Below are 25,074 nucleotides of genomic sequence, written 5' to 3' on the forward strand. Positions count from 1 at the left end.
CAAAGCCAAAGTCACTATGAGAAAAGCCTATGGATATCGCACCTTCAAAATGACGGAACTCTCGCTATATCACGTACTTGGCAAACTTCCTGAGCCAGAACTCGCCCATAGATTTTACTGACGGACCTTATTTTTAGACGGTATCTTGGCGGGGTTCTAATCGCTAGCGCGGGAGAGACTGTCACGGCAACATGGTGACGGCGCCGACGGAGCAACCGCCCCGGAAACTCTCAGGCCAAAGGACCGCGCAGCAGGAACATCTGGAGAGCGACGCTTTAATGCGTCCACCGACGGGGATGTCGTGCGTGCAACGCCACGACTGAAACTCTCAGGTACACGGACAGATGGGGCATAGACGCCGGCAGCGCCGGCGATGCCCAACTTTCATCTGGACTTTGTCATGTCACGAATCGCCATCATTGGCGCCGGTATTACCGGCGTCACGACTGCTTACGCCCTTTCCGAACGCGGCCACGACGTCACCGTTTTCGAGCGTCACCGATACGCCGCGATGGAAACATCGTTCGCCAACGGCGGCCAGCTTTCCGCCAGCAACGCCGAGGTCTGGAACAGCGTGGCCACCGTGCTCAAGGGCCTGCGCTGGATGTTCACGCGCGACGCACCGCTGTTGCTCAACCCCGCGCCGAGTTGGCACAAGTATTCGTGGATGGGCGAATTCCTGCGGCAGATCCCGAACTACCGGGCCAATACTGTTGAGACAGTGCGGCTTGCCATTGCCGCGCGCGAGCATCTGTTTGGGATTGCTAAACGTGAAGGGATCGACTTCGATCTCGAGCAACGCGGCATCCTGCATATGTACCAGCACAAGAAGGACTTCGATACCGCCGCGAAGGTGAACCAGCTTTTGCAGACTGGCGGGCTTGATCGGCACGCGGTCACGAACGACGAAATGCGCGCGATCGAGTGTACGTTGCAAGGCGATTTTCACGGTGGATTTTTCACGCCGTCCGACTCGACGGGCGACATCCACAAGTTCACGCGCGGTCTGGCCGAAGCCTGCGAGCGGCGTGGCGTGCGCTTTCATTACGACGCGCAGATCGCGGATATCGTGCAACGTGGCGATAGTCCGTCCGCATTGCGGGTGCTGGAGGGCGGCATCGCGGGTGATAAGCAGCGGTATGAATTCGATCGCGTCGTGGTGTGCGCCGGCGTGGCAAGCCGGCAGATTGCATCGATGCTTGGCGACCACGTGAATATCTATCCGGTGAAGGGTTATTCGATCACCGTGTGCCTGGATGACGCAGCGAGTCGCGAGGGTGCGCCGTGGGTCAGCCTGCTCGACGAGAGCGCGAAGATTGTCACTAGCCGGCTTGGCGCTGACCGTTTTCGCGTTGCAGGTACGGCTGAAATGGCTTTAATCGCGATATTCGATCGGACCGGGTTGCACCGCTCGTGGATTGGACGCGGCGTTATTTCCCCGGCGTGGCGACATCGCGGGTGATTCCTTGGGCGGGGTTAAGGCCCATGCTGCCGAGCATGTTGCCGAAGGTCGGACGCGGTAAGCGGCGGGGGGTGTTCTACAACACCGGGCATGGGCACTTGGGATGGACACTGTCGGCGGCGACTGCGTATAGCATTGCTGAGCAGATATAGGGCGTGGGGGGTTTTCGCTCGCGCCGGTGGACGGGGGTGGGGTTGCTAGGTTCTGGTGTTGGCGGTCGGAGTCTATGCCGGGTTGCTGCTTTTCAGGTCTTCGCGCGTTTTATGTTGGATGTTTTCTTTATCACTATTAGCCACTGCGCGTGGCGGCGCGTCATTTCTTTGTCCAAAGCGACAAAGAAACGAAGCAAAGAAAACGCTTTTAACAGCTCTACCCTAAGTGTCCACAGCGTGCAGTTCCATTTCATGGGTGCCCCAAAAGCACGGTGCTCGCAAGAGCGGAGGATGTGTGAACCCCTCTTTCTCGCGAATCCTGACATTAAAACGCTTCGCCCCGTACGCTCTCGGGCAAGCACCCTTGCCATAGAAACCCGCACCGCCCCACCCGTATTTGCCGCTGTGGTGCTTCGCGGGTTAGCTATCAGTTTGCATTGTTATTTGCCGGGTTAGGCCTTATGTAGATTCATTTCTTGGTGGTTTAAAAAATGGTTCGGCATGCGTACAAATTCGGTGGAAGGTTTTCCGCGGATAGCGCGGGGTGTCCCTTGGGCAGGTTCAGTCGCTAGTGCTAGCCCGAGAGCGTACGGGGCGAAGCGTTTTACTGTCAGGATTCGCGAGAAAGAGGGTTTCACACATCCGTGGCTCTGGCGAGCACCGTGCTTTTGGGGCACCCATGAAATGGAACTGCACGCTGTGGACACTTAGGGTAGAGCGGTGAAAGCGTTTTCTTTGCTTCGTTTCTTTGTCGCTTTGGACAAAGAAATGACGCGCCGCCACGCGCAGTGGCTAATAGTGATAAAGAAATCAGCTAACACAAAACGCGCGAAGACCTGGAAAGCAGCAACCCGGCATTGACTCAGACCGCTAACGCAGAACCCGTGCAACCCGGCATTGACCCAGAACCGCTAACGCAGAACCCGCGCAACCCAACTAACCCCGACCGCTAACCCTGAACCCGCCAAACCCGACCCCCTCCCCGTGCCCCCCTTTCATGCAAACTGCTCCGCACTCGCCCGTAACGGCCGCTCGACCGGCGCATCGAGCACCAGCCTGCCAAACTCCTGCGCGGCGAGCGTCGGCTCCCCCTTCCCCCACAGCAACCTAAACTCCGCCTCCGGCAACGCCGGCAACCCAAACTGCCCATCGACCGCCACAATCCCCGGCTCCAGGTCATCGCGAGTCAACGGCGTAATCCCAAGCCCCGCCATCACAGCAGCACGTATCCCCGACTGACTCGACGATGTAAACGCAACATGCCAATCCACCGGCAAGCCATCAAGCGCCTCGAGCGCCACTCGCCGATTCACACACGGCGCCGGAAAAAACGCGAGCGGCAGCGACGCCCCCGCACGCACTTCAAACGACTCAGCCGCCGCCCAGACAAACCGCGTGCGCCGCAACACCATTCCTTCAGTGCCCTGACCCGCGTCTCCTTGCTCGCACAGCACCACGGCCAAATCCAGCTCTTCCGCGGCAACCATCGCCTGCGAATCAAGACTCATGCCCACGCTCACATCCAGCCGCACATTCGGAAACGCCCGGGAAAACTGCGTCAGCAAAACAGGTAACCGCTCACCCATGAAGATATCCGGCGCTCCAAAACGCACAACACCCGAAGCCGGTGACGATTGAAAACGCTGCGTCACCGCATCCATCGCATTCAGGATTTGCATTGCGTAACGCAGGAAATCGTCGCCATCTTCAGTCAGGGTCAAACTGCGCGTGGTTCGATATAAAAGCGGCCGTCCCACTTCGTCTTCCAGGCGCCGTATTTGGTGACTGATCGCAGATTGCGTCAGGTTCAGCCGTCGCGCTGCCTTGGTAAAACCGCCGGCTTCGGTGACAGCAACAAACGCGCGCAGGAGGGCAAGATCGAGGTTCATGGTCAGACTCAATGATGACGAAGCTTAATCAATGATAGTAAATTAAATCATTTCCATCATAAAGCAAGGACGCCGAGAATAAATCCAACGACTTCTCTCGGTATCCCGCCATGGATGTTTCGCCTCGCGTTTCGCCTGACTTCGCCAATCAACTGGCCGTCACGCTGCTGCTGACCGGCGTGATCGCTGCCACTTACGGGTTCGGCGTATACCTCTTTCCCGTCGTCCTGCCGCAGATGAAGCAGGACATCGGCTTTAACTATGCACAGGCCGGGTACATCACGGCCGCACGGCAAATGGCTAATGTCGCAATGGCTCTGTTATCAGGCATCGCGGCCGCCCGTTTTGGCGCGGCCCGGGTCGTGCTCGTCGCAACCGCGCTGTCAGCGCTCGACCTCACCGGCCTCGCATTCGCCCACAACACATGGATGATGGGCTTCGCCCTGGTCACGCTCAATGCCTGCGCCGCCGCGACTTGGGTCCCGATGATGGCGCTGATCGCGCCGTTGATCGATGAGCGCCATCGGGCGAAAGCCATCGGCGTCATCGGCAGCGGCACGAACTTCGGGGTCTTGCTGAACGGGCTGATGGTGCCGGCGTTGCTTGCATCGTGGGGCTGGCGGTCTGTCTGGCTCGTGACCGCCATGTTGACCACCGTATTGAGCGCGGTGATGGTCCTCATGTTTAAACGGTTTCGCCGGGCATCGGCAACGCCGCCGCGCCAATTCAAAAGCCCGGGACTGCGGCCCATGCTCGCTAAAAAATTCCTGCTGGTGTACGGAATCGCAGTGTTATGCGGTTTTGCCGGTGTCCCGTTCATCACCTACTTCTCTGCTTATTCCCACGACGACCTGCATCTGGGTCTCGATGTAACCGCGCACGCGTGGGCGCTCGTCGGGCTGGTAGGCGTGGTGAGCGGCCTGGTGCTCGGCATGATCGGCGATATGCACGGCAGTCCTGATCGAAATGGCCGCGCGCAGCGAGATGGCATGCGTGCCGCACTGGTCAGTGCGGGAGTGCTGCTCTTGTGCGCGTCGCTGATCGCGGCGTCGCGTCCGGGCGGTTACGCCCTGATGGTCGCGGCAGTCGCATTCGGATTCTCTTTCTTCCCGATCTTCGGTCTGCTGCATGCGTATGTCGGTAAGACGAGCGCCCCAGCGCTGGCAGCGTTGGTGTGCGGAATCTGCGAGGCGGCGTTCGGCGTGGGCGGCGCGTTGGGCAACGTCATGGGAGGACTATGCAAGGCGCTGTTCGGTTCGTTTCAGCCGGTGTACGGGCTGGCATCGGGGGCGTCGGTCATCCTCATCGGATTGTCATTCCTCGTGCCGAGCACACGAAGGGATACGCCGGTTTGCAGAAGCGGTCTCGCCAACTCGCAGTGATGGCTTAGCACGCTCACCGCTGTTCTTCCACCGCGCGGCGCAATGACAATGCAATACCTAGCGCCGCTCGCTTCACTTCATCGAGTGAGGGAAAGGTCGGTGCAACGCGCAGATGCCGGTCGCGTGGATCGAGACCATGAGGGAACGCAGCGCCTGCCGGCGTCATTGCAATACCGGCGTCGGCAGCCAGCGCGACCGTGCGTTTCGCGAGGCCATCGGGGCTATAGAGGCTGATGAAATAGCCTCCTTGCGGCACGGTCCAGGACACGTCCGGCAGATCGGCAAGGATCTCGGCGAACGTCGTTGTCATCGCGTCGAACTTGGGTCGCAACAGTGCCCGATGCCGCTCCATCAAACTCTCCAAAGTCTGCCGGTCCCGCAAAAATCGTACGTGCCGAAGCTGATTGAGCTTGTCCGGACCAATGGTCCTGATAGACGAACAACGCTGCCACCAGTCGATGTTACGTCGCGACGATGCAACGAACGCCAACGCAGCGCCCGCGATCGTGATCTTGGACAGTGACGCGAACACCAGCGCACGATCCGGATGCCCCGCCGCCGCGCAGGCATCGATCATGTTCACCGTGGTGTGCTTCTGCTCAGTCAGATGATGGAAGCGATACGCGTCGTCCCAGAACAGGCGAAAATCGGGCGCGGCTGTTGGCATCGAAGCGAGACGGCGAATGGTTTCGGCTGAGTAGATTTCGCCGGTTGGATTGCTATAGAGCGGTACGCACCAGATGCCCTTGATGGACGGATCGGCGGCGACCTGTGCTTCGACAAAATCCATATCGGGGCCATTGCCGGTCAGCGGCACGGGGATCATGCGCACGCCAAGCGCCGCGCAGATCGCGAAATGGCGGTCGTATCCCGGCACGGGGCAAAGGAACGCGATATCGCTCTCATTGCGCCACGGCTTGCCGTCAGTCATGCCATGCAGGATGGCAAACGCGATGGCATCGTGCATCAACTCAAGACTTGAATTGCCCGCAGCCACCACCTGCTCCACAGCAGTCCCAAGCAGATCGGCGCCGAGTTCACGTGCTTCGGGCAAACCCAGCGCATGACCATAGTTGCGGCAATCGATGCCATCGCGCGACATGAACTCACCCGCTTTCAGGGCGTTGGCCAGGGCATCCGATGAGAGATCAAGTTGTTCCGAAGACGGCTTTCCGCGCGTCATATCGATCTTTATTCCGAGCTTCCTGAAGTCATCGTAGGTCATCGACATCGTTTCTTTTCCGGCGTTTTCACGTTGAGGGACGCCAGTATGCAAGGCCTGCCGGATTCAGGAAAGCGAGTTATATTGAAGACTTGGTTCAGTTTTTCTGATGACTTCACACCCCTTCAACACCCATGAAAACATTCGATCTCGACGCGCTCTCCATGTTCGTTGCCGTTGCCGACACAGGCAGCTTCCTGCGCGGCGCAGCACTCGTGCATCGTTCGCAATCCGCCGTCAGCATGCAGATCAAGGCGCTGGAGGCGTCGCTGGGGAAATCCTTGCTCTTGCGCAAACCGCGCAACCTCACGCTGACGCAAGACGGCCATGTGCTGCTCGCCTATGCGCGCCGGTTGCTTGCCTTGCGCGATGAAGCCTGGGCCTCCATCGTCCGCCCGGACGTCAGGGGGCGAGTGGCCATTGGAGTGCCGGACGACTACGCGTCGTCTCTCCTGCCCTCGGTGCTGAGAAAATTTTCCGCGACTTACCCCAAGGTCGAGATCCAGGTAATCGGCATGCCGAGCAATGCGCTGGCGCCGCTCATCAAGGAGGGCAAGATCGATCTTGCCTGCATGACGCGGATGAAGGGATTGAGCGGTGATTTCATCCGTCTAGAACCCATGGTCTGGGCCGGTTGCGCGGTCGGCAACGAAGTATGGAAAGAACGGCCGTTGCCTATCGCCGTCTTCGCACCGGGCAGCGTTGCGCGGTCCAAGGCGATCCACGCGCTGGAACGGGCGAAGATCAGCTATCGCACGTCTTATGAAAGCCCCAGTTTGATGGGCCTTTTCAGCATGGTCGAAGCGGGGCTGGCGATTGCCCCGTTGTCCCGATGCAGCATTCCGGAACGATTTCTCCAACTCGGCAGCGCTGACGGCTTGCCCGCCCTGCCCGACCTGGAAATCGTGCTCGCGCGCAGCGCGGGATCGAACCGGCCGCCCTGTGATTTTTTAGCGGAACAGATCCTGACCGACTTGCGAATCTGAATTCACGCCGCCGGGTTAAGCCGAGTTATGCACGCACCGCTTTCGGCTTCGTCCATCCCCTGCACGCAAACTCTTCAAATCCTTCAACGGGCAGGGGCCGGCAAAAATAGAACCCTTGGTAAGCATGACAGCCGGCGCCGGCCAGGAAGTCGCGTTGCTCTTCGGTCTCCACGCCTTCGGCGATAACCCCCAAGCCCAGGCTTTGCGCCAGCGCGACAATCGTCCTGGCAATCGCCGCATCGTTTGGATCGATAAGCACGTCGCGCACGAATGACTGATCGATCTTCAATTGATCCAGCGGCAAGCGCTTCAAATACGAAAGCGACGAATAGCCGATGCCGAAATCATCGAGTGAAAAAACCACGCCCCGGGCCTTGAGTGCGTGCATCTTTTCGATGATGTCCTGCACGTTGTCCACCAGCACGCTCTCGGTCAGTTCCAGCTTCAGCCGGTTTGGGTTGGCGCCCGTCCGGCGGATGACGTTCAACACCTTGGCCACGAAATCAGGCTCGCGGAACTGCTGCGCGCTGACATTGACAGCAATCGTCAAGTGGGACATGTCGGGCCGCATGGCCCACAACGCCAGTTGCGTACACGCGGTTTCGAGCACCCAGTTGCCCAACGCCAGGATCATCCCGGTCTCTTCGGCGAGGTGAATGAAATTGGCTGGCGGCACCATGCCGCGTTCGGGATGCTGCCAGCGCACGAGGGCCTCGGCTCCAACAACCCCTTCGCCATCGAGCACCTGCGCCTGGTAATGCAGCACGAACTGATTGCCCTCTATGGCCTTGCGCAAACCCGCCTCGAGCGCTGCCCGTTCCACTACCACGGTCTGCATGGCCGGGTCGAAGAAACACAGCGCGTTGCGCCCCAGTTCCTTCGACTTGTACATGGCGAGGTCCGCCTGCTTCAGAAGCTCGTCGATCGATGTCTGGTGGCCGCGGAACACGGTTGCACCGATGCTGGCCGTACTGCGGTAATCGACATCATCAAGCTGGTACGACTTGCCCAGGACATCAAGGATGATTTCGCCCATGCCCTCTGTCTGGCTGGCCGCTTCCTGCCAGGTTTCATGGAGGCTTCCGAGCACCACCACGAATTCATCGCCGCCTACTCGCGCGACGGTATCGCCCTCGCGTACGCTAGCGGCCAGGCGCTGCGCCACTTGTTGCAACAGCAGGTCACCTTTGTCGTGGCCCAGGGTGTCGTTGAGCGTCTTGAAGTGATCCAGGTCGATGAACAGCAACGCCCCGCACGCCCCACTTCGTGCGCTCAGCGTGATGGCTTGCGTCAGGCGATCCAGCAGTAATGTGCGGTTGGGCAAACGCGTGAGTGCATCGAAGAAAGCCAACTCCTTGATGCGCTCTTCCGCGATCTTGCGTTCGGTAATATCGTGATGCGTGCCCACGTAGTGACTGACGACGCCGCCCTCGCCCGTCACCGCCGAAATCGTCAGCCATTTCGGATAGACCTCACCATTCTTGCGACGCCCCCAGATCTCGCCCTGCCAGCCCCCGATGTGGTGAATCGTCTCCCACATCTCCCTGAAAAAAGCAGCGTCGTGATGATGCGAGCGAAGCAGTCGAGGTGTCTGACCCACCGCCTCGTCAGTCGTGTAACCGGTGCATTCGGTGAACGCCGAATTGACCCGCAAGATGGTGTTGTTGGCATCGGTGACCATCATGGCTTCGAGCGAGTCGAAGGCAACTGCCGCAATGCGCAATTCGGCTTCGACTTGCTTGCGGTCGGTGATGTCGCGTCCGCTGGTCCGGAACCCCGTCAAGACACCTCTGGCGTCGGTGATTGGAACCCAGGAAACGGACAGCCAGACCAGCGTTCCATCCTTGCGAACGCAGCGGAATTCGAGGTCGTCGCCGCGAGAGCCCTGGAGTCCCCTCAGGAATTCGGGGGCGACGCGGGGCATGTCGTCGGGATGGATCAGCGTGCCGGCGAGATCGGGCATGGCCATGCATTCTTCGACGGTATAGCCGGTGTAGTCCTTAACCGATGGATTGATCCAGCGCGGCTTGCCATCCGTTCCCCACCAGACTTCCCAGTTCACCGTGCAATCCGCGATGGCCCGGAACTTCTCTTCGCTCTCGCGCAACTCGCGGGTCATCTTGGAGGCCAACCGCATCGCACGGCCGCGGCCGGTGGCCATCAACCACGCGAGGAGCGCGAGCAGCAGGCTCAGACCCGTGCCGGCGACGGCGATCAGTACTTCGGCATTACGTCCGAAGCGGCCCTTGAAGTCGTCGAGGGTCCGCATCGAGAGCGTCCAGTTATGCCCGCCCACCACCAGGTATTCGCTGGCTGAAATGAGCGGCGGCTGATGCTGCTCTTCGGCGGAACGGGAGCGATACAGCAAGGCCCCGGTGGACGGCTCGACGCCGTCGTAGATGGCTAACGCGAGGCCGGGCATGGTATCGCCGTACAAGCTTGCGATGACGTCGTGCATGCGAAACGATGCATACACCCAGCCGGCCAGATGCGCCCGACGCTCGGCGACGCTGTCGTGCGGCTGGCCCCGGGTGTAGATCGGCAAGTACAGGATGAAAGCGGGTTTTGCATCCGGTCCGACGTCCACGCCCAGGCGGACTTTCCCGGAAGCCGCCACCATGCCGGAATCGCGGGCCCGCTCCATGGCCTCCCGCCGCACAGGATCGGCCCAGGAATCCACGCCGAGCGGGGCGCGGACGCTGGACGCAGACGGTTCGCGCTGGATGATCGGCGCGTAGTTCTCACGCGGTCCCCGCGGCTGGATGGTATAGCCGGCAAAACCCAGCTGGCGCATCGCGGCAACATGAGCGTCCTTGCGCGCCCCCGGCACCCAGTCGATCACCCCAATAGTCTGGATGCCGGAAAAATTGGCATCGAGATTGAGCGCGCTGACGTAGTCGCGGAATTTGTCGCGGTCCATCGTGCCGGTGGCGGCGAACAGGCCCTGCACACCGCGCAGCATCTGCTCGTAAGTCGACATACGCTGTTCGACGCGGCTGACCACGTCGCCCAGTGAAAAATCGAACTGGGAGAGTAACTCGTGTTGGGAAGCTTGCCGCTCGTGATCCCACACGATCCATGTGACGCCGAGCGCGGCGGACAAGATCAGCAGGGGCAGCAACACCAGGCGAGCCCAGGTCACGGGGGTGCCTGGAAATCGACCATGGATTTAGCCAGATCGGGTTTGAAATACTTCTCGAAAATTCGCAGCACGGTTCCGTCCGCGCGCATCTCGTTCACCAGCGCGCGCCACTTGTCCTGCTCGGCGGGCGACAGCGCTTTCTTCGACATGATCAGGCCATGCGGAATGGCGGGATCGTTGAATTCGATGATCGTGGTGACATCGCGGATCTTTTTTTCGTCCAGCGCGGGGTAATCGAAGGGCTCCATGATCATGCCCTGGATACGCTGGTGGATCAGCGCCTCGTAGAGCGGCGCCAGCCCGCCGGCCTGGCTGACACGGTTCTGGGCCGCGAGGGTGTCGACCAGCTTGTTGGCGGAATCGCTGTAGCGGAAGCTGCGGATTACGCCCAGTTGAAACTGGTCGCTGCGCTCGAAATCGGCCAGCTGATGCATGCCTGCGTCCTTGCGCACCAGCAAATAGTATTTGTCGCTGAAGTACCAGGCGAACGACGCAAAGCGATCGCGCTCGGCGTTGGTGATGCCGGACAAGCTGAAATCGAGCGCACCGGATTCGATCAATTGCCAGATGCGCGCACGCGACATGAGGCTGACCTTAATCTGGCAGCCGCTGCGGCGGATCAGTTCATCGGCGAAGTCTTTATCGATACCAGTGTCGGTATCGGCCGAATAAAGCAGGCCGTGATCGTGCAGCGCAAGCGTCAAGGGCCGTGTGCAAGCGGGACCTGCCGCGACCGCACGGCCGAGGCACAAGATCACCAGTAGCAAGCCGCCCAGGGTGTGTCGGATCACAGCGTCGCCATGGTGGAAGTGACTAAGATACAGCCCTCTTTTTATTAACACCGGTCTCGACGGCCTGTTTAGTGATTTTGGCCCTTCGACAACGGGTTATGCAGGGAGACTTTTGCGCGGCGCCTTTGCTTGCCCTATCCGTCACTTAAAAAAACGACAGAAAATTGCTTATCCAGGCAGTCCCGGCAGGGAACCGGTTTAGTAAAAAATCAGTTCCACCGGCGAATTAATGTTACCGGACGCTTATTAAAACTGCAACTGAAGGGAATCGTTTGCGAACCGCGACCTACCCGTTGATTTGTATCAGACCGACAATTCTGGCAGCGGATTCCGGATTAGCGGAGTCCGGCTCTGACCGCTGGCCGTTGCTGCTCCAAGGCCGCACTGAGCGGCCCAGCGCGTATCTTACTTCGTGTAAGTGACAGGTTTGTGTGTGCTGTCCCCGCCAATGAATTTACTTTGCGCCCGTCAATCCGCTGATTCGGAATCGGCCGTCTTGACGGAAAACATATAGGACGCGTATAGCACGCTTATAGGGTGCGTATAGCAGTATGCAGGGAGGGTTTTCCATTGGAGTGAGATTAAGCGCTCGCTTCATCCATGGATCTATTTGACGGCATTACACGGATGTTACGCAGCCGTGCTATTGCGAAAAAGCAAAAGATATCGCAATAGCACGGGGTACGCGGGTTCGCCTGATTGCATTGAAGCGAATGCGCGTCGTACAGGCTTTAGTTGCCGATTTTCAACAACTCGACTTCAAACGTCAGCGTGCTGTTCGGTGGGATCGGGCCTACGCCGCGTTCGCCGTAGGCTGTTGCCGGCGGGCAGACGAGCTTGGCCTTGCCGCCCACTTTCATTTTCTGAAGGCCTTGCGTCCAGCACGGGACGACCTGACCGAGGGGGAACGATGCCGGCTGCCCACGTTTATACGAGGAGTCGAATTCGGTGCCGTTCGCGAGGGTGCCGCGATAGTTGACGGTCACGGTGTCGGCGGCGGTAGGCTGAGCGCCGGTACCTTCCTTGATCTGCGTTACGGTGACGCCGGAGGGTAGCGTTTCGGTCGCACCCGTGGCGGCATAAACCGATGACGAAGCAATAACAGCAAGAGTAAGCAGCAGCGATACTTTTTTCATAAGCGTCCAGAGCGTCCCGAAAGGGCGTGGTGAGTAAAGTACAAAATCAACGAAGCCAAGCCAAATACAGTAGCACGGACGAGCCACGGCATGGCAGAACCTCGCTTCGAAGCGGTTCTTTACGGGTAAGCTCGGGTGGACTTGGGCGTCTGCCGCTTGCGGGCGTCAAGCCGCTCAGACCTCCGCTATTTCCCTGCTTTTCGCAGTCAACGCCTCTCGCACGGCGCGGGCCGCCAGGATCATGTTGGTCAATGCCGCTTCTGTCTCCGGCCAAGCGCGCGTTTTCAAGCCGCAGTCAGGGTTGACCCACAGATGCTCCGCAGGAACGACCTCGCATGCACGCTCAAGCAGGCGCTGCATTGTTTCCACGCTCGGCACCCGCGCTGCGTGTGAGTTATACACGCCTGGCCCGATTCCGTTCGGATAAGCGAACGCACCGAAGCCGTCCAGCAGTTCCATTGATGAGCGCGATGTCTCGATCGTGATCACGTCGGCATCCAGCGCTGCGATGGAAGGCAGGATGTCATTGAACTCGGAATAGCACATGTGGGTGTGAATCTGCGTTGCATCGGAGACGCCGCTAGCGGCGATCTTGAAAGCGCGGGTTGCCCAGTCAAGGTAAGCGGGCCACTCGGCCTGACGTAATGGCAAGCCTTCGCGGAACGCCGGTTCATCGATCTGGATGATGCGGATACCCGCCTTTTCAAGGTCCATTACCTCGTCGCGGATAGCCAACGCAAGCTGCAGCGCCGTTGTTTCGCGGGGTTGATCGTCACGGACAAAAGACCACTGGAGCATGGTCACCGGGCCCGTAAGAATGCCCTTCATCACGCGGTCGGTCAGCGATTGCGCATGGCACATGTTGTCCACCGTCATGGGCTCCGGACGATAGATATCGCCGTAGATAATCGGCGGCTTGACGCAGCGCGAGCCGTAGTTCTGAACCCAGCCGTGCTCCGTCAGCGCACATCCCCATAGCTTCTCCGCGAAAAACTCGACCATGTCGCTGCGTTCCGCTTCGCCATGCACGAGGACGTCGAGCCCGAGTTCTTCCTGCTTGCGCACGGCGGTCGTTATCTCCGCGCGCATGCGTTCCAGGTAATCCAGTGCGCCCAGTTCTCCGCGCCGGTACGCTGCGCGAGCTTGCCGGATCGCGGTTGTCTGGGGGAACGAACCAATGGTCGTGGTCGGCAGGAGCGGAAGCCTGAGCGTATGCCGCTGCACTCGCTTGCGGATGGCATAAGGACTTTTACGGCTCGCCATCGCTTGAGTGATGGCAGCAGTTCTTCGCTGCACAAGGGTATTGATGACCGCGTCCGAATTGCGTCGCGTATCGAGCGCTGTGTTCGACGCGGCGAGTGCAGATTCGGCCTCCGTTGGATTTTTTAACGCGAGCGCAATAGCAGCAACTTCATCAAGCTTCTCAGTCGCGAAGGCAAGCCACGACGTCAAACGGTTATCGAGCTTCTTCTCAGAGGCAAGCGTGACCGGTACATGCAGCAACGAACAGGACGGTGAAATCCATAAGTTATCCGAACGTTCCACACTTAAACTCCGAAGCGAGTCGACAATTTTACTCAGGTCCGCCCGCCAGATATTCCGGCCATCGATCACACCCACCGAGAGCACTTTGTCCTCTGGCAGTGCCGCGCGCCATGCGTCCAGTTGTTCAGGCGCCCTGATCAGGTCGATATGAACACCCTGCACAGGAAGTGTCGCGACAAGCGGCGCGTGCTGAGCGGTTGTGTCGAAATACGTGCCCAGCATGACCTTGCTGCCTGACGCGCCAAGCACATCGTAGGCCGCATGAAACGCCTCGAGCCATTCATCATCCAGATCCAGGCACAGTGCCGGTTCGTCCAGTTGACACCATTCAATCCCGCGTTCTTTCAACTGGTCGAGAATGCGCATATAGCGAATCACGAGCTTCGGCAGAAGTGAAAGCCGGTCAAAGGCGGGAACGGGACTCTTGGATAGCCATAGGTACGTAATCGGGCCGATAAGCACCGGCTTGATCGAGTGATCCAGTGCTAGTGCTTCATCGATTTCATCGAAGAACCAATCCACGCCGCCATTAAATGTGGTGTCCGGGCTCAGCTCCGGCACAAGGTAATGATAGTTGGTGTCGAACCACTTGGTCATCTCCATGGCGGGCTGCGCCTGGTTGCCTCGCGCCAGTTCATAATATTGGGCGAGCGAGAGCGCCGACGGGCCAAATTTGAACCGCTCCGGCAATGCGCCCAGTAACGCAGTCACGTTCAGCATCTGGTCGTAGTAGGCGAAATCGCCAACTGCTACAAAATCCAGCTTGGCCGAGCGTTGCAACGCCCAATGGCGCGCACGCAAAACCGCTGCGACGTTACGCACATGAGCTTCGTCGCACTCCCCGCGCCAGAAAGCCTCTTGCGCGAACTTGAGTTCGCGTTGCGCGCCGATGCGCGGAAAACCGTGTAGATGAGTGCGAGCCATAATGCGTCCTTAACCGAGTGGCCCACAGTCTGAATGCCGCCGTGTTATTCAACAAGGGACATGTTTTCATCGTCCTATTAGTTTCATTCATGTGTGGACAACTTGCGCATCTTCGCGACAACGCCGGCTAGCGTATGGGTCTAGCGGCTAACCTCCAGCTCATCAAAACGCTTGGCGCGATAGATCACGACCGACACGATCCAGCTAAAGACGAAAATGCCGATGATGACAAAGCCCAGCGTGCCGAAATTATCGTTCAGGGTCCCTATTGCATCCCATACCGGACCTTGCAGCTTCAACTGATCTGCAAGCAGCCCAAGCGCTTCTATTCCGCCAATCACAATAGCCACGATCACGGACACCAGCGTGATGGTCATGTTGTAGTAGATCTTCCGGATCGGCTTAAGGTAGGCCCATCCGTAGGCACCGAGCATCAGGTGACCGTCCAGCGTGTCGATCAAAGACATGCCGGCGCTGAACAGTACCGGGAACACCATGATCGCCCAGGGAGACAGCCCTTGCGACGCCTGGGTGGCCGCTATGCCGAGCAAGCCAATTTCGGTCGCGGTATCGAATCCAAGACCGAACAGGAAACCTAGCGGATACATTTGCCAGCTTCGCGTGATCATGCGAAACAGCGGGCGAAAGAGGCGGGCCAGAAATCCGCGATCAGCCAGAAGCAGATCGAAATCGTCATCGACATACGCGCCGCCATTCCGGATGTTGCGCCACGCTTTATAGATCGACCTGAGGATAATCAGGTTCATCAGCGCGATCGCAAACAGGAATAACGCCGACACCAACGTGCCGACCACTCCGCCAATTTCCTTGTAGTGATCGAATCGCCCTTGCATGGCCGACGTTGCAACAGCCACCCCGACAGACGCGAGCACGACGACGGTCGAGTGCCCAAGGGAAAAGAAGAAGCCGACCGTAACCGGCCGTTTTTTCTCCTGCATGAGCTTGCGGGTGACATTGTCAATAGCTGCAATGTGGTCGGCATCCACCGCATGACGCAGTCCGAATCCGTAGGCCAGCAAGGCAGTTCCAAGGAGCACCGGATGATGGCGGAACGCCACGAGCGCCCAAACCCAGGCGAGGACATTGATCGCAATCAGTAAGCCGTAAATGCCGAAAAGCTTGCTCCGTACCTTGGCGCCCGAGTCGTTGAAGATCTGTACCAGTCGAGTAATCAATGGAAACCCTTTGGGAATGCGCGTCCCGCTTGAAGTAGTTTTTAACTTCATACACAAGAGTTGTGCCAATGGCAAGGATGCCTTGGCCGTTGGGTGACGAAAGGTCTTTAGCCGCGATTGGCGGGGCGACCGGCGGCGCAGGGACGCCCTACGGGATGCCCTAAAGTGGCGCTGAGCGAGCGGTGATTGGGCGGGTTCGCACCGGTAGCAGGCTAAGCCACAAGTCGCCGAGTATTACCCCAGCCGATCAGCACCATAACCAATACCGATTGTTGTTGATCTGCAATTTTCTCGTTCCTAAGATGAATCAGCCGAAAAAAGAGCGATAACACGGAGACTGAATATGGATGCGCAAGCGAAGCCCGAACGGGCAATCAAGACGGTGGAAGATGCGATTCGTCTGGTGGAGGCAAGCAGGCTGACGCATATCAAAGTGGGCCTGTCCGATATCGACGGCATCTTGCGCGGAAAATATCTGCGCAAGGACAAATTCCTCGGGGCGCTGCGTTCGGGATTCGCCTTCTGCAATGTCGTACTGGGCTGGGACGCCGACGACCAAATGTACGACAACACGAAATACACCGGCTGGCACACGGCCTATCCGGACGCCATGGTGCGCATCGTGCCGGAGAGCTGCCGCCGGTTGCCGCTGGAACAGGGCGACGGCGAAGACATGCTGTTCTTCCTCGCTGAATTTGTTGGGGATGCCGAAGCAATTTGCCCGCGAGGTTTATTGCAGCGCGTATTGAAGCGCGCAAGCGACATGGGATTCGATGTCTCCGCCGCGCTTGAATATGAATTCTTCATGTTCGAAGAAACGCCGCATTCGGTGCGCGAAAAAAACTATCGCGGCTTGAAGAACTGGACGCCGGGCAATTTCGGCTACTCGGTGCTGCGCAGTACCGTCGAAGGCGATTTCTATCGGCAATTGCTAGATATGTGCGAGCAGATGGACATGCCGATCGAGGGCTTGCATACCGAAACCGGTCCCGGCGTGCTGGAGGCTGCGCTCGCGGTTGACGGCGCGGCGGCGATGGGCGACAAGGCCATATTGTTCAAGACCTTTACCAAGGCGCTGGCTCAGAAAAATAATCTGATGGCGACCTTCATGGCGAAATGGTCGCATGACCACCCGGGACAGAGCGGTCATATCCACTTGTCGTTGCGTGAGGCGAGCACCGGCAAGTCGGCGTTTTACGACGAAAGCCGTCCCTACAACATGAGCGCCAAGCAAGCCAGTTTCATGGCGGGTGTGCAACGCTATCTGCCGGAATTCATGTCGATGTTCGCGCAGACCGTCAATAGCTATTCACGTCTGGTGCCGGGCTATTGGGCGCCGCTGGATGCAACATGGGGCGTCGAAAATCGAACGACGGCCTTGCGCCTGATCCCGGGTTCGGAAAAATCCCAGCGTGTTGAAGTTCGCATTGGTTCGGCCGATGCAAATCCCTACATTGCGTTGGCAGCCGCGCTGGGCGCCGGCTTGCATGGCATTGAACAAGGCCTGGATCCGGGGCAGATTGTCGAGGGAAACGCCTATACGCAGGAATTCCCCGCTCATCTGAAATTGCCTTGCACCCTGTGGGAGTCCGCGCAGCGGCTGCGCCATTCGGAAGCCGCGAAGACCTTGTTTGGCGAGGCGTTCGTCGAACATTATGTCGCGACCCGCGAATGGGAAGAGCGGCAGTTCCGCCGCCATGTCACCGATTGGGAACTCGCCCGCTACTTCGAGATTATCTAAGTCAAAACATCCGAGCCCACTATGAAAGAAGACCTGATTACCATTAGCCCGATTGACGGCAGCGAATTCGTGCGCCGGCCTTATGCGAGCGAATCGCAGATCCAGCAAACACTACAGCACGCGAAAACTGCGCAGAAGGCGTGGGCTGCACGACCGCTGTCGGAGCGGCTGGCACTGGTTGGCCGGGCCGTTGAACTCTTCATCGAAAACAAGGCGGCCGTTGGCGAGGCAATTACGCGTCAGATGGGACGCCCGTTGCGCTATACCGCCGGCGAAGTGGACGGCTTTGCCTCACGGGCACGCCACATGATGGCGATTGCCGAAGATGCGTTGAAGCTCGTGCAAGTGGCGCCGCAGGAAGGCTTTACGCGGTTTATATCGCGTGAACCGGTTGGCGTTGTGCTCACTATCGCGCCATGGAATTACCCGTTGCTGACGGCAGTCAACAGCATTGTCCCGGCATTGCTCGCAGGCAATGCCGTTATTCTCAAACACTCCGACCAGACACCCTTGTGTGCCGAGCTCATTCATCAGGCTTTTGTCCAGGCCGGATTGCCCGAGGGCGTGTTCCAGTATCTGCATGCGGATCATGAACGTGTGCGCCGATTGATACGCGCGAGCGAGATCGGCTTTGTCTGTTTCACCGGTTCGGTGGGCGGCGGACGCATTGTCGAGGAATCGGCGGCCGGGCGGTTTATCGGCGTTGGGCTGGAATTGGGCGGCAACGATCCGGCCTACGTACGAAGCGATGCCAATCTCGACTACGCCGTGGAGACACTGGTCGATGGCGCCTTCTTCAACTCAGGGCAGTCATGCTGCGGCATCCAGAGAATCTATGTGGCGCAGCCTCTGTACAAGGATTTTATCGAGCGCGCGGTGGCGCTGACGAATCAGTATGTGCTGGGCAATCCGCTTGATGCGCAAACCACGTTGGGGCCGGTAGTCCGTACCGCAGCCGCCGATGGAGTGCGGACCGTCATTGCCGAGGCGCTCGCCAAAGGCGCAAAAAATCTGATCGATGAAACTCGCTTCGACATGTCGCGCGCCGGCACGCCCTATGTGGCGCCGGGCCTGTTCGTGGACGTCGATCACGGCATGACGCTGATGAACGATGAGTGTTTCGGTCCAGTGGTCGGCATCATGCCGGTGACCGGAGATGAGCAAGCCATCGAGCTGATGAACGACAGCCCCTACGGTTTGACGGCGAGTGTATTTACGAGCGACGAAGAAGCTGCGTTATCGATCGGACGCCGTGTGGAAACCGGCACGTTCTTTATGAACCGCTGCGACTATCTCGACCCTGCGCTCGCCTGGACCGGCGTGAAGAATACCGGCCGAGGTGTGACCTTGTCGGCAATCGGATACGAGCACCTGACGCGAGCCAAATCTTTTCATCTGAAAACCCGTCTTTGAACGGATCATCGAAGGAATTTCGTATGTCACAGCCGTCACTTCCCTCCGCAAACTGGAATTACCCGACCGCAGTCAAGGTCGGCGCAGGCCGGATCCGCGAATTGCCGCAATGGTGTCAAAGCCTCGGCATGCGCCGGCCGCTATTGATTACCGACCCGGGTCTGGCCGCATTGCCACTGATCAGCGGCGTCCTCGATCACTGCCGGTCCGCCGGACTGGAGAGCGGGCTATTTCACGAGATCAAGGGCAATCCGACCGGCAAGAATGTCGACGATGGCGTCGCCATATTCAAAGCCGGCGGCCACGACGGCGTGATTGCCTTCGGTGGCGGCTCAGCGCTTGACGCAGCCAAGGCCGTGGCGCTGATGGTCGGGCAGGATCGTCCGTTGTGGGATTTCGAAGATGTTGGCGACAACTATCTGCGCGTCAATGTGGCCGGCATGGCGCCCGTTGTTGCCGTACCCACTACGGCCGGGACGGGCTCGGAAGTCGGGCGCGCGTCAGTGATCACCGACGATCACGCTCATGTTAAACGCATCATTTTCCATGCAAACATGCTGCCCTCGGTTGTCATTCTCGACCCCGAGTTGACGGTCGGCTTGCCGGCGAGGCTGACAGCAGCAACCGGCATGGATGCCCTCTCGCATAACCTCGAAGCTTATTGTTCGCCCTTCTATCATCCGATGGCGACGGGCATCGCGGTCGAAGGCATTCGCCTGATCAAGCAGTATCTGCCGCGTGCCGTCAAGGACGGCCAGGACCTCGATGCACGCCTGCAGATGCTGGTGGCATCGAGCATGGGCGCCACCGCATTTCAGCGCGGCCTGGGCGCGATGCATGCGCTGGCGCATCCCTTGGGCGCGCTGTATGACGCCCACCACGGCATGCTCAACGCCATCCTGATGCCGTATGTGCTCAAGGCCAACGAATCGGTCATCTCGGACCGGATCGAACTGCTGGCGCGTTATCTGGAACTGGCGCAGCCGTCGTTCACATCGTTCCTCGACTGGGTCCTGATGATGCGCGACACGCTCGGCATTCCTCATACGCTGAACGAGATCGGTATCAATGGCAACGATGCCGCAAAGGTCGGCGAAATGGCCGTGGTGGATGGATCCGCCGGAACCAACCCGATTCCGTTTAGCAGCGCCGAGTACAGCTGCATTTTCGTAACGGCCGTCGAGGGCTTGTTGTAAAGCCCATGTTGATTTGAGGGGATGGTGTGGCAAGAATCGGGATCGCTGGCTTTCTACATGAGACGAATACCTTTGCTGCCAGCCGGGCGAGTTTTGCTACTTTCGTCGAAGCGGACGCGTGGCCGGGCTTGCTCGTTGGCGAAGAGATGTTCGGCGCGGTCGCGGGCGTCAATCTGGCAATAGATGGCTTCATTCAAGCTGCGCGCACATCGCATCAACTGGTGCCGTTATTGTGGGCGTCGGCCAATCCTAGCGGTCCGGTAACGCAGGATGCATTCGAAGCAATTGCCTTCATGCTTGACCGGATGATCCGCGATGCAGGCCCGCTGGACGCGCTGTTTCTCGACCTGCATGGCGCGATGGTCAGCGAGCATCTGGAAGACGGTGAAGGAGAGTTGCTGCGACGCCTTCGTCAACGCGTCGGCAGCACGATGCCGATAGTCGCGGCGCTCGATTTTCACGCCAATATCACGCCGGCCATGATCGACCATGCGAGCGGTTTGGTGACGTATCGCAGCTATCCGCATGTCGACATGGCGCAGACCGGGCAGCGTGCGCATGTGCTGCTCGACCGGTTGCTGGCAGGCGAGGTGTTGCACAAGGGCTATCGTCAGATACCTTTTCTGATTCCGATGCCTTGGCAAAGCACCTTGAGCGAACCGATGCGTGGTTTGATGGCGCTTGGTGAATCGCTCGCGTCGGAACAGGTTTTTGCCGCCGATTTCGTGCCGGGTTTTCCGCTTGCCGATATCCACCATAGCGGTCCCAGCGTCATTGCTTACGGCGCAAATCAGATTGCGGTGGCCTCTGCAGTTGAGTCTTTGACGCAGGCTGTTCTAGACAGACGGGCTGACTTCGGCGGGCGTCTCTACGCGCCGGCCGAGGCGGTCGCGCACGCGCTTGAGCGAGCGATGCAATCAGACGGCGGCACAGTCATCCTCGCCGATACCCAGGATAATCCGGGCGGCGGCGGCAACGGCGACACCACCGATATCCTGCACGAACTGCTGCAGCAAAAAGCGCAACGGGTGTGCGCCGGGGTCGTGTGCGATGCGGCATTTGTCGAAGCAGCAACGAACGCGGGAATTGGCGCCGTTATCTATGCCCCGCTCGGCGCGGCTGACGGTTTGGGCGCGGGGCCGGTGCAGGCGCCGTTCGAAGTTCTGGCGCTGGGAAGCGGCCGCTTCACCGGCACAGGGCCCTTCTACCACGGCTGCCACATGGATCTGGGGGCGATGGCCCGGGTGCGCTGCGGCGGCCCGCGTGGGATTGAAATCGTGGTGTCGAGCAAAAAACAGCAAGCGGCTGATCAAGCGATGTTCCGCCATGTCGGCGCCGATCCAGCCGAATACCGCACGCTGGTTCTAAAGAGTTCGGTACATTTCCGAGCCGACTTTGCATCGTTGGCAGACGAGATTTTGGTGGTGGCGGCACCCGGTATCAATGTCGCGGATTTGCGCCAACTGCGTTATGAAAAACTGAGGGCGGGCGTCACGCTGCTTTGAAGTTAGCCCAACATAATAGATGGCAACACCCATGGCGCATTCGCCTCGATGACCGGCAGGAAGCGCTTCTTCAGCAACTCCACGCTGTCCTGCGCGAGTTGCTGCGGCAGCAAGCCGAGATCGTCCTGACGGGCGACCATGGTCAGTTCTCGAAAGAACTCTTCGCCGGGAATCGGGGACAAGCGAAATGCTTGGGAAAATTTATTGTCCAGCGTCAGCCCCGACTGCAACAGGCATAGCGGCGTGGTGATGGTCCAGCCTGCGTTGGCCATCACGAGGGACATGATGGCGAACGTATTGTCGAGTTGCAGTCGCAGCGGCGGTTGAATTCCCCACTTCTCCAACTGGGTTTCGATGCTGCGGCCAATGACGGTTGTATTGCTATAGCGAATGAAGTCGCCTCTGACGAGCAGGTTGCGCAAAGAGGGAACGGGTCCTTTGACGTCGCCGGGTAAAACCAGCACAAAGGGTTCGCGCAAGATACGCTGGCGGTATAGCAAAGGATTTTTTGCCACGACGTCATCGGAGATGATGATGTCCACTCGTCGGGACAACAACGCTTCGGCATGTTGATGCGATTGCCCGGTCACCATCGACCAGTTCGCGGTGCGCTGCCGTATTGCAACCAGCAGGTCGGCGCCAATGCTGGTCGCCATGGAATCCACCAGTGCAATCCGAATATGCTTGAGCGGTTCACCGAGCGGCTTGCGAAACTCCTGGCTCAAATGCCTGGCGTCATCGAGCAGCGTACAGGCGCGGTTGTAGAACTGGCGTCCGACGGGTGTCAGCATCGGCGGCCGCTGCGAGCGATCCAATAATTGCAGATTGAGTGTTTGTTCGAGATTCGACAGCGTTTGAGAGACTGACGATTGCGTGATGCTCAGGCGTTGGCCGGCCGCCGTCATGCCGCCGGATTCGACGACAAGCACGAAGACTTCAAGCGCCTTCAGATCGAAAGAAATGCCATTTTGCATAGGACTGGGCGGGGGGAGCCGCAGCGGGAATTGGGCGGGGATTTGTGGCTCGCGCCGTGTTTTGGTGGCTCGCGCCGTTTGTCGAGGTAGTGTAACCGCTATTGGTTTTCGTTCGCACTCGGGGTTTGAGGGGATGGGGCGTGGGGGTATGCCGGGGGGTGGGTTCTGGCGTTAGCGGTCGGGGTTAGTGTTGGGTTGTGCGGGTTCTTGCGTTAGCGGTCGAGGTCTATGCCGGGTTGCTGCTTTTTAGGTCTTCGCAAGTTTAGTGTTGGCTGATCTTTTTCGCTCTATTAGCCACTGCGCGTGGCGGCGCGTCATTTCTTTGTCCAAAGCGACAAAGAAACGAAGCAAAGAAAACGCTTTCAACTCTCTAAAAATTAAGTGTCCACAGCGTGCGGTTTTTATTCATTGGTACCCCAAAAGCACGGTGCTCGCCAGAGCCACGGATGTGTGAACCCCTCCTTCTCGCGAATCCTGACAGTAAAACGCTTCGCCCCGTACGCTCTCGGGCAAGCACTAGCGACTGAACCTGCCCAAGGAGCACCCCGCGCTATCCGCGGAGAACCAACCTCAAAATTTGTATGCATGCCGAACCACTTCGCCAACCCACCAAGAAATAAGGGAGCAGATTGGGTGAGGCCCAACCCCCGAAAATGACAGCGCAAACCGAGCAGCTAACCCGCGAAGAACCGCACCCATAAGAGTGCGTGAGGCCGTGCGGGTTTGTGGGGCACCGGTGCTAGCCCGAGAGCGTACGGGGCGAAGCGTTTTACTGTCAGGATTCGCGAGAAGGAGGGTTTCACACATCCTAAGCTCTGGCGAGCACCGTGCTTTTGGGGCACCCATGAATAGAAACTGCACGCTGTGGACACTTAGGGTAGAGCGGTGAAAGCGTTTTCTTTGCTTCGTTTCTTTGTCGCTTTGGACAAAGAAATGACGCGCCGCCACGCGCAGTGGCTAATAGTGATAAAGAAATCAGCTAACACTAAACGCGCGAAGACCTGGAAAGCAGCAACCCGGCATTGAACCCGACCGTTAACGCAAGAACCTACCCCCGCCCCCCCGAACAGTGCGAACGATATCCCCTCAACAATGCGCCAGCGCATCCGACAAATCGGCAATCAGATCATCCGGATGTTCGAGCCCGACCGACACGCGAATCAACCCCTCCGATACCCCCGCCGCAGCGCGAGCCTCAACAGGTACGCCCGAATGCGTCGTCGATGCCGGATGACAAATCAACGATTCCGTCCCACCCAGACTAACCGCCGACTTGAACAACTCCAGACCATTGATCAACCTGAAAGCCTGTTCGCGTCCGCCATCGAGTACAAACGCGAACGTAGACCCCGGTCCAGTACATTGACGCCGATACACAGCCTGATACACAGGGTCATCGTTCAGTTCAGGATGCAGAACCTTCACCGGCCGATGCGGATTGCTCGCCAGCCATTGCGCAACGGCAGTGCCGCTTCGGGCAGCCTGCTCCATGCGCAAGACCAATGTTTCCATCGAGCGTGTAATCATCCACGATGAATGCGGATCGAGTTGCGAGCCAAGCGCACTCCGGATTGAACGCACCTTGGTAACAAGGCTACGGCTGCCTGTCACGCCACCCGCAACCAGATCACTATGTCCGCCAACGTATTTCGTCAGGGAATACACGCAGAGATCGATACCTTGCTTAACCGGCTTCTGATACAACGGCCCAAGCAGCGTGTTGTCGCACACCGATAGCGGACGATAACCATGCCGCGTCTCGAACGCATCAATCTCCTGGCGCAGCCCTTCAAGATCAAACAACGCATTCGTTGGATTAGCCGGCGTCTCGATGTAGCACATCCGCACCTTGCCTTTTTGCGCGGCGGCTTCGAGCGCATCGCGAATAGCCTTAGGTGAAAGACCATCGTCGATGACTTGCGATGTGATGCCCCACTCCGGCAGAAACTTTGCGATCAGCGTTTCCGTCCCGCCGTACAGCGGCGCGGATTGCACGACGCAATCTCCCGGCCGCAGGAACGCCAGCAACACCGCTGCAATGGCAGACATGCCGCTCGATGTCACAACGGCCGATTCAGAGTCGTCCAGAAGCGCGAGCCGATCCTCCACGATCTCCAGGTTCGGATGATTGAAACGGCTATAAACCAGTCCCGCACTTTCGCCCTCCGGTGAAGGTTTGCGGCCTGAGACCATATCGAAGAAATCGGCGCCATCTTCTGCTGTACGAAAGGCAAACGTCGATGTCAGGAACACGGGCGGCTTGACCGATCCTTCCGAGAGGAAAGGATCGTAGCCGTAGGACATCATCTGTGTCTGGGGATGCAATTCGCGGTCGCCAATCTTGCGCTTATGGTAGTTGCGATAGGCCATGGTTGCTCCAAATGAGGTTTTACCGGCAGTCGAACGTTGCACGCAGTC

Annotated in this window: 17 protein-coding genes and 1 riboswitch; of the genes, 8 read left to right on the forward strand and 9 right to left on the reverse strand. The window is 58.8% G+C overall.

The annotated features are described in order from the left end of the window. Positions 1 to 159 precede the first annotated feature (159 nt). Positions 160 to 256: riboswitch (glycine riboswitch) on the forward strand. Positions 257 to 400: 144 nt separating this feature from the next. Further along, the gene (locus tag ACMX25_RS36020; protein ID WP_414954648.1) at positions 401 to 1,462 is read left to right on the forward strand and encodes a D-amino acid dehydrogenase; all 1,062 of its coding nucleotides are present in this window, start codon (positions 401 to 403) and stop codon (positions 1,460 to 1,462) included. Then, on the forward strand, positions 1,414 to 1,614 hold the full coding sequence (locus ACMX25_RS36025) for an FAD-dependent oxidoreductase (RefSeq protein ID WP_414954649.1): 201 nt from the start codon (positions 1,414 to 1,416) through the stop codon (positions 1,612 to 1,614). The genes ACMX25_RS36020 and ACMX25_RS36025 overlap by 49 nt, the downstream gene beginning before the upstream one ends. Positions 1,615 to 2,609: 995 nt before the next feature. Here the strand turns inward: ACMX25_RS36025 and ACMX25_RS36030 are convergent. After that, on the reverse strand, positions 2,610 to 3,503 hold the full coding sequence (locus tag ACMX25_RS36030; RefSeq protein ID WP_414954650.1) for a LysR substrate-binding domain-containing protein: 894 nt from the start codon (positions 3,501 to 3,503) through the stop codon (positions 2,610 to 2,612). A gap of 110 nt (positions 3,504 to 3,613) precedes the next feature. Here ACMX25_RS36030 and ACMX25_RS36035 point away from each other — a divergent pair, with 110 nt between their 5' ends. Further along, positions 3,614 to 4,885: an MFS transporter gene (locus ACMX25_RS36035; protein ID WP_414954651.1), complete on the forward strand. Its 1,272-nt coding sequence runs from the start codon at positions 3,614 to 3,616 to the stop codon at positions 4,883 to 4,885. A gap of 13 nt (positions 4,886 to 4,898) precedes the next feature. On the opposite strand, the gene ACMX25_RS36040 is transcribed toward ACMX25_RS36035, so the two are convergent. Further along, positions 4,899 to 6,116: an aminotransferase class I/II-fold pyridoxal phosphate-dependent enzyme gene (locus ACMX25_RS36040; RefSeq protein ID WP_414954652.1), complete on the reverse strand. Its 1,218-nt coding sequence runs from the start codon at positions 6,114 to 6,116 to the stop codon at positions 4,899 to 4,901. A 125-nt stretch (positions 6,117 to 6,241) separates the two neighbouring features. Here ACMX25_RS36040 and ACMX25_RS36045 point away from each other — a divergent pair, with 125 nt between their 5' ends. After that, positions 6,242 to 7,093, forward strand: coding sequence for a LysR substrate-binding domain-containing protein (locus ACMX25_RS36045; RefSeq protein WP_414954653.1), 852 nt, complete (start codon positions 6,242 to 6,244; stop codon positions 7,091 to 7,093). 25 nt (positions 7,094 to 7,118) lie between these two features. Here the strand turns inward: ACMX25_RS36045 and ACMX25_RS36050 are convergent, their stop codons facing one another. The 5 genes from ACMX25_RS36050 to ACMX25_RS36070 form a co-directional block, all read right to left on the reverse strand. Continuing rightward, on the reverse strand, positions 7,119 to 10,235 hold the full coding sequence (locus ACMX25_RS36050; protein ID WP_414954654.1) for a bifunctional diguanylate cyclase/phosphodiesterase: 3,117 nt from the start codon (positions 10,233 to 10,235) through the stop codon (positions 7,119 to 7,121). Continuing rightward, positions 10,232 to 11,026 carry a substrate-binding periplasmic protein gene (locus ACMX25_RS36055; protein WP_414954655.1) on the reverse strand — a complete coding sequence of 265 codons (795 nt, stop codon included), beginning with the start codon at positions 11,024 to 11,026 and terminating at the stop codon, positions 10,232 to 10,234. Before ACMX25_RS36055 ends, ACMX25_RS36050 begins: the two co-directional genes overlap by 4 nt. Before the next feature lie 731 nt (positions 11,027 to 11,757). After that, positions 11,758 to 12,162 (reverse strand): FKBP-type peptidyl-prolyl cis-trans isomerase, encoded by a 405-nt coding sequence (locus ACMX25_RS36060; protein WP_414954656.1) that lies wholly within the window; start codon positions 12,160 to 12,162, stop codon positions 11,758 to 11,760. A 174-nt stretch (positions 12,163 to 12,336) separates the two neighbouring features. Further along, complete coding sequence (gene metE, locus ACMX25_RS36065) at positions 12,337 to 14,631, reverse strand: 5-methyltetrahydropteroyltriglutamate--homocysteine S-methyltransferase (RefSeq protein ID WP_414954657.1); 2,295 nt, start codon at positions 14,629 to 14,631, stop codon at positions 12,337 to 12,339. Positions 14,632 to 14,771: 140 nt separating this feature from the next. Further along, on the reverse strand, positions 14,772 to 15,827 hold the full coding sequence (locus tag ACMX25_RS36070) for a HoxN/HupN/NixA family nickel/cobalt transporter (RefSeq protein ID WP_414954658.1): 1,056 nt from the start codon (positions 15,825 to 15,827) through the stop codon (positions 14,772 to 14,774). A gap of 343 nt (positions 15,828 to 16,170) precedes the next feature. Here ACMX25_RS36070 and ACMX25_RS36075 point away from each other — a divergent pair, with 343 nt between their 5' ends. Genes ACMX25_RS36075 through ACMX25_RS36090 form a run of 4 tightly spaced genes read left to right on the forward strand, consistent with a single transcriptional unit; the run spans position 16,171 to position 21,682 of the window. Continuing rightward, a complete protein-coding gene (locus ACMX25_RS36075) occupies positions 16,171 to 17,568 on the forward strand; it encodes a glutamine synthetase family protein (RefSeq protein WP_414954659.1) in 1,398 nt (465 codons plus the stop codon). 21 nt (positions 17,569 to 17,589) lie between these two features. Continuing rightward, the gene (locus ACMX25_RS36080) at positions 17,590 to 18,981 is read left to right on the forward strand and encodes an aldehyde dehydrogenase family protein (protein ID WP_414954660.1); all 1,392 of its coding nucleotides are present in this window, start codon (positions 17,590 to 17,592) and stop codon (positions 18,979 to 18,981) included. A gap of 23 nt (positions 18,982 to 19,004) precedes the next feature. Further along, the gene (locus ACMX25_RS36085; protein ID WP_414954661.1) at positions 19,005 to 20,177 is read left to right on the forward strand and encodes an iron-containing alcohol dehydrogenase; all 1,173 of its coding nucleotides are present in this window, start codon (positions 19,005 to 19,007) and stop codon (positions 20,175 to 20,177) included. 26 nt (positions 20,178 to 20,203) lie between these two features. Then, positions 20,204 to 21,682 (forward strand): M81 family metallopeptidase, encoded by a 1,479-nt coding sequence (locus ACMX25_RS36090; RefSeq protein ID WP_414954662.1) that lies wholly within the window; start codon positions 20,204 to 20,206, stop codon positions 21,680 to 21,682. A 2-nt stretch (positions 21,683 to 21,684) separates the two neighbouring features. Here the strand turns inward: ACMX25_RS36090 and ACMX25_RS36095 are convergent, their stop codons facing one another. Next, entirely contained in the window at positions 21,685 to 22,656 is a 972-nt protein-coding gene (locus tag ACMX25_RS36095; protein WP_414954663.1) for a LysR family transcriptional regulator, read from the reverse strand. Between the two features lie 1,086 nt (positions 22,657 to 23,742). Then, positions 23,743 to 25,026 (reverse strand): cystathionine gamma-synthase family protein, encoded by a 1,284-nt coding sequence (locus ACMX25_RS36100; protein WP_414954664.1) that lies wholly within the window; start codon positions 25,024 to 25,026, stop codon positions 23,743 to 23,745. Positions 25,027 to 25,074: the final 48 nt, after the last annotated feature.

The organism is Caballeronia eucalypticola (genome assembly GCF_047608185.1).
In the GTDB taxonomy this organism is placed as follows: Bacteria; Pseudomonadota; Gammaproteobacteria; order Burkholderiales; family Burkholderiaceae; genus Caballeronia.

Coding starts and splice junctions, on each gene's coding strand:
- ACMX25_RS36085 (WP_414954661.1), top strand. CDS start 19,005: ATGTCACAGCCGTCACTTCCCTCCGCAAACTGGAATTACCCGACCGCA.
- ACMX25_RS36035 (WP_414954651.1), top strand. CDS start 3,614: ATGGATGTTTCGCCTCGCGTTTCGCCTGACTTCGCCAATCAACTGGCC.
- ACMX25_RS36100 (WP_414954664.1), bottom strand. CDS start 25,026: ATGGCCTATCGCAACTACCATAAGCGCAAGATTGGCGACCGCGAATTG.
- ACMX25_RS36030 (WP_414954650.1), bottom strand. CDS start 3,503: ATGAACCTCGATCTTGCCCTCCTGCGCGCGTTTGTTGCTGTCACCGAA.
- ACMX25_RS36095 (WP_414954663.1), bottom strand. CDS start 22,656: ATGCAAAATGGCATTTCTTTCGATCTGAAGGCGCTTGAAGTCTTCGTG.
- ACMX25_RS36045 (WP_414954653.1), top strand. CDS start 6,242: ATGAAAACATTCGATCTCGACGCGCTCTCCATGTTCGTTGCCGTTGCC.
- ACMX25_RS36040 (WP_414954652.1), bottom strand. CDS start 6,116: ATGTCGATGACCTACGATGACTTCAGGAAGCTCGGAATAAAGATCGAT.
- ACMX25_RS36060 (WP_414954656.1), bottom strand. CDS start 12,162: ATGAAAAAAGTATCGCTGCTGCTTACTCTTGCTGTTATTGCTTCGTCA.
- ACMX25_RS36080 (WP_414954660.1), top strand. CDS start 17,590: ATGAAAGAAGACCTGATTACCATTAGCCCGATTGACGGCAGCGAATTC.
- metE (WP_414954657.1), bottom strand. CDS start 14,631: ATGGCTCGCACTCATCTACACGGTTTTCCGCGCATCGGCGCGCAACGC.
- ACMX25_RS36020 (WP_414954648.1), top strand. CDS start 401: ATGTCACGAATCGCCATCATTGGCGCCGGTATTACCGGCGTCACGACT.
- ACMX25_RS36075 (WP_414954659.1), top strand. CDS start 16,171: ATGGATGCGCAAGCGAAGCCCGAACGGGCAATCAAGACGGTGGAAGAT.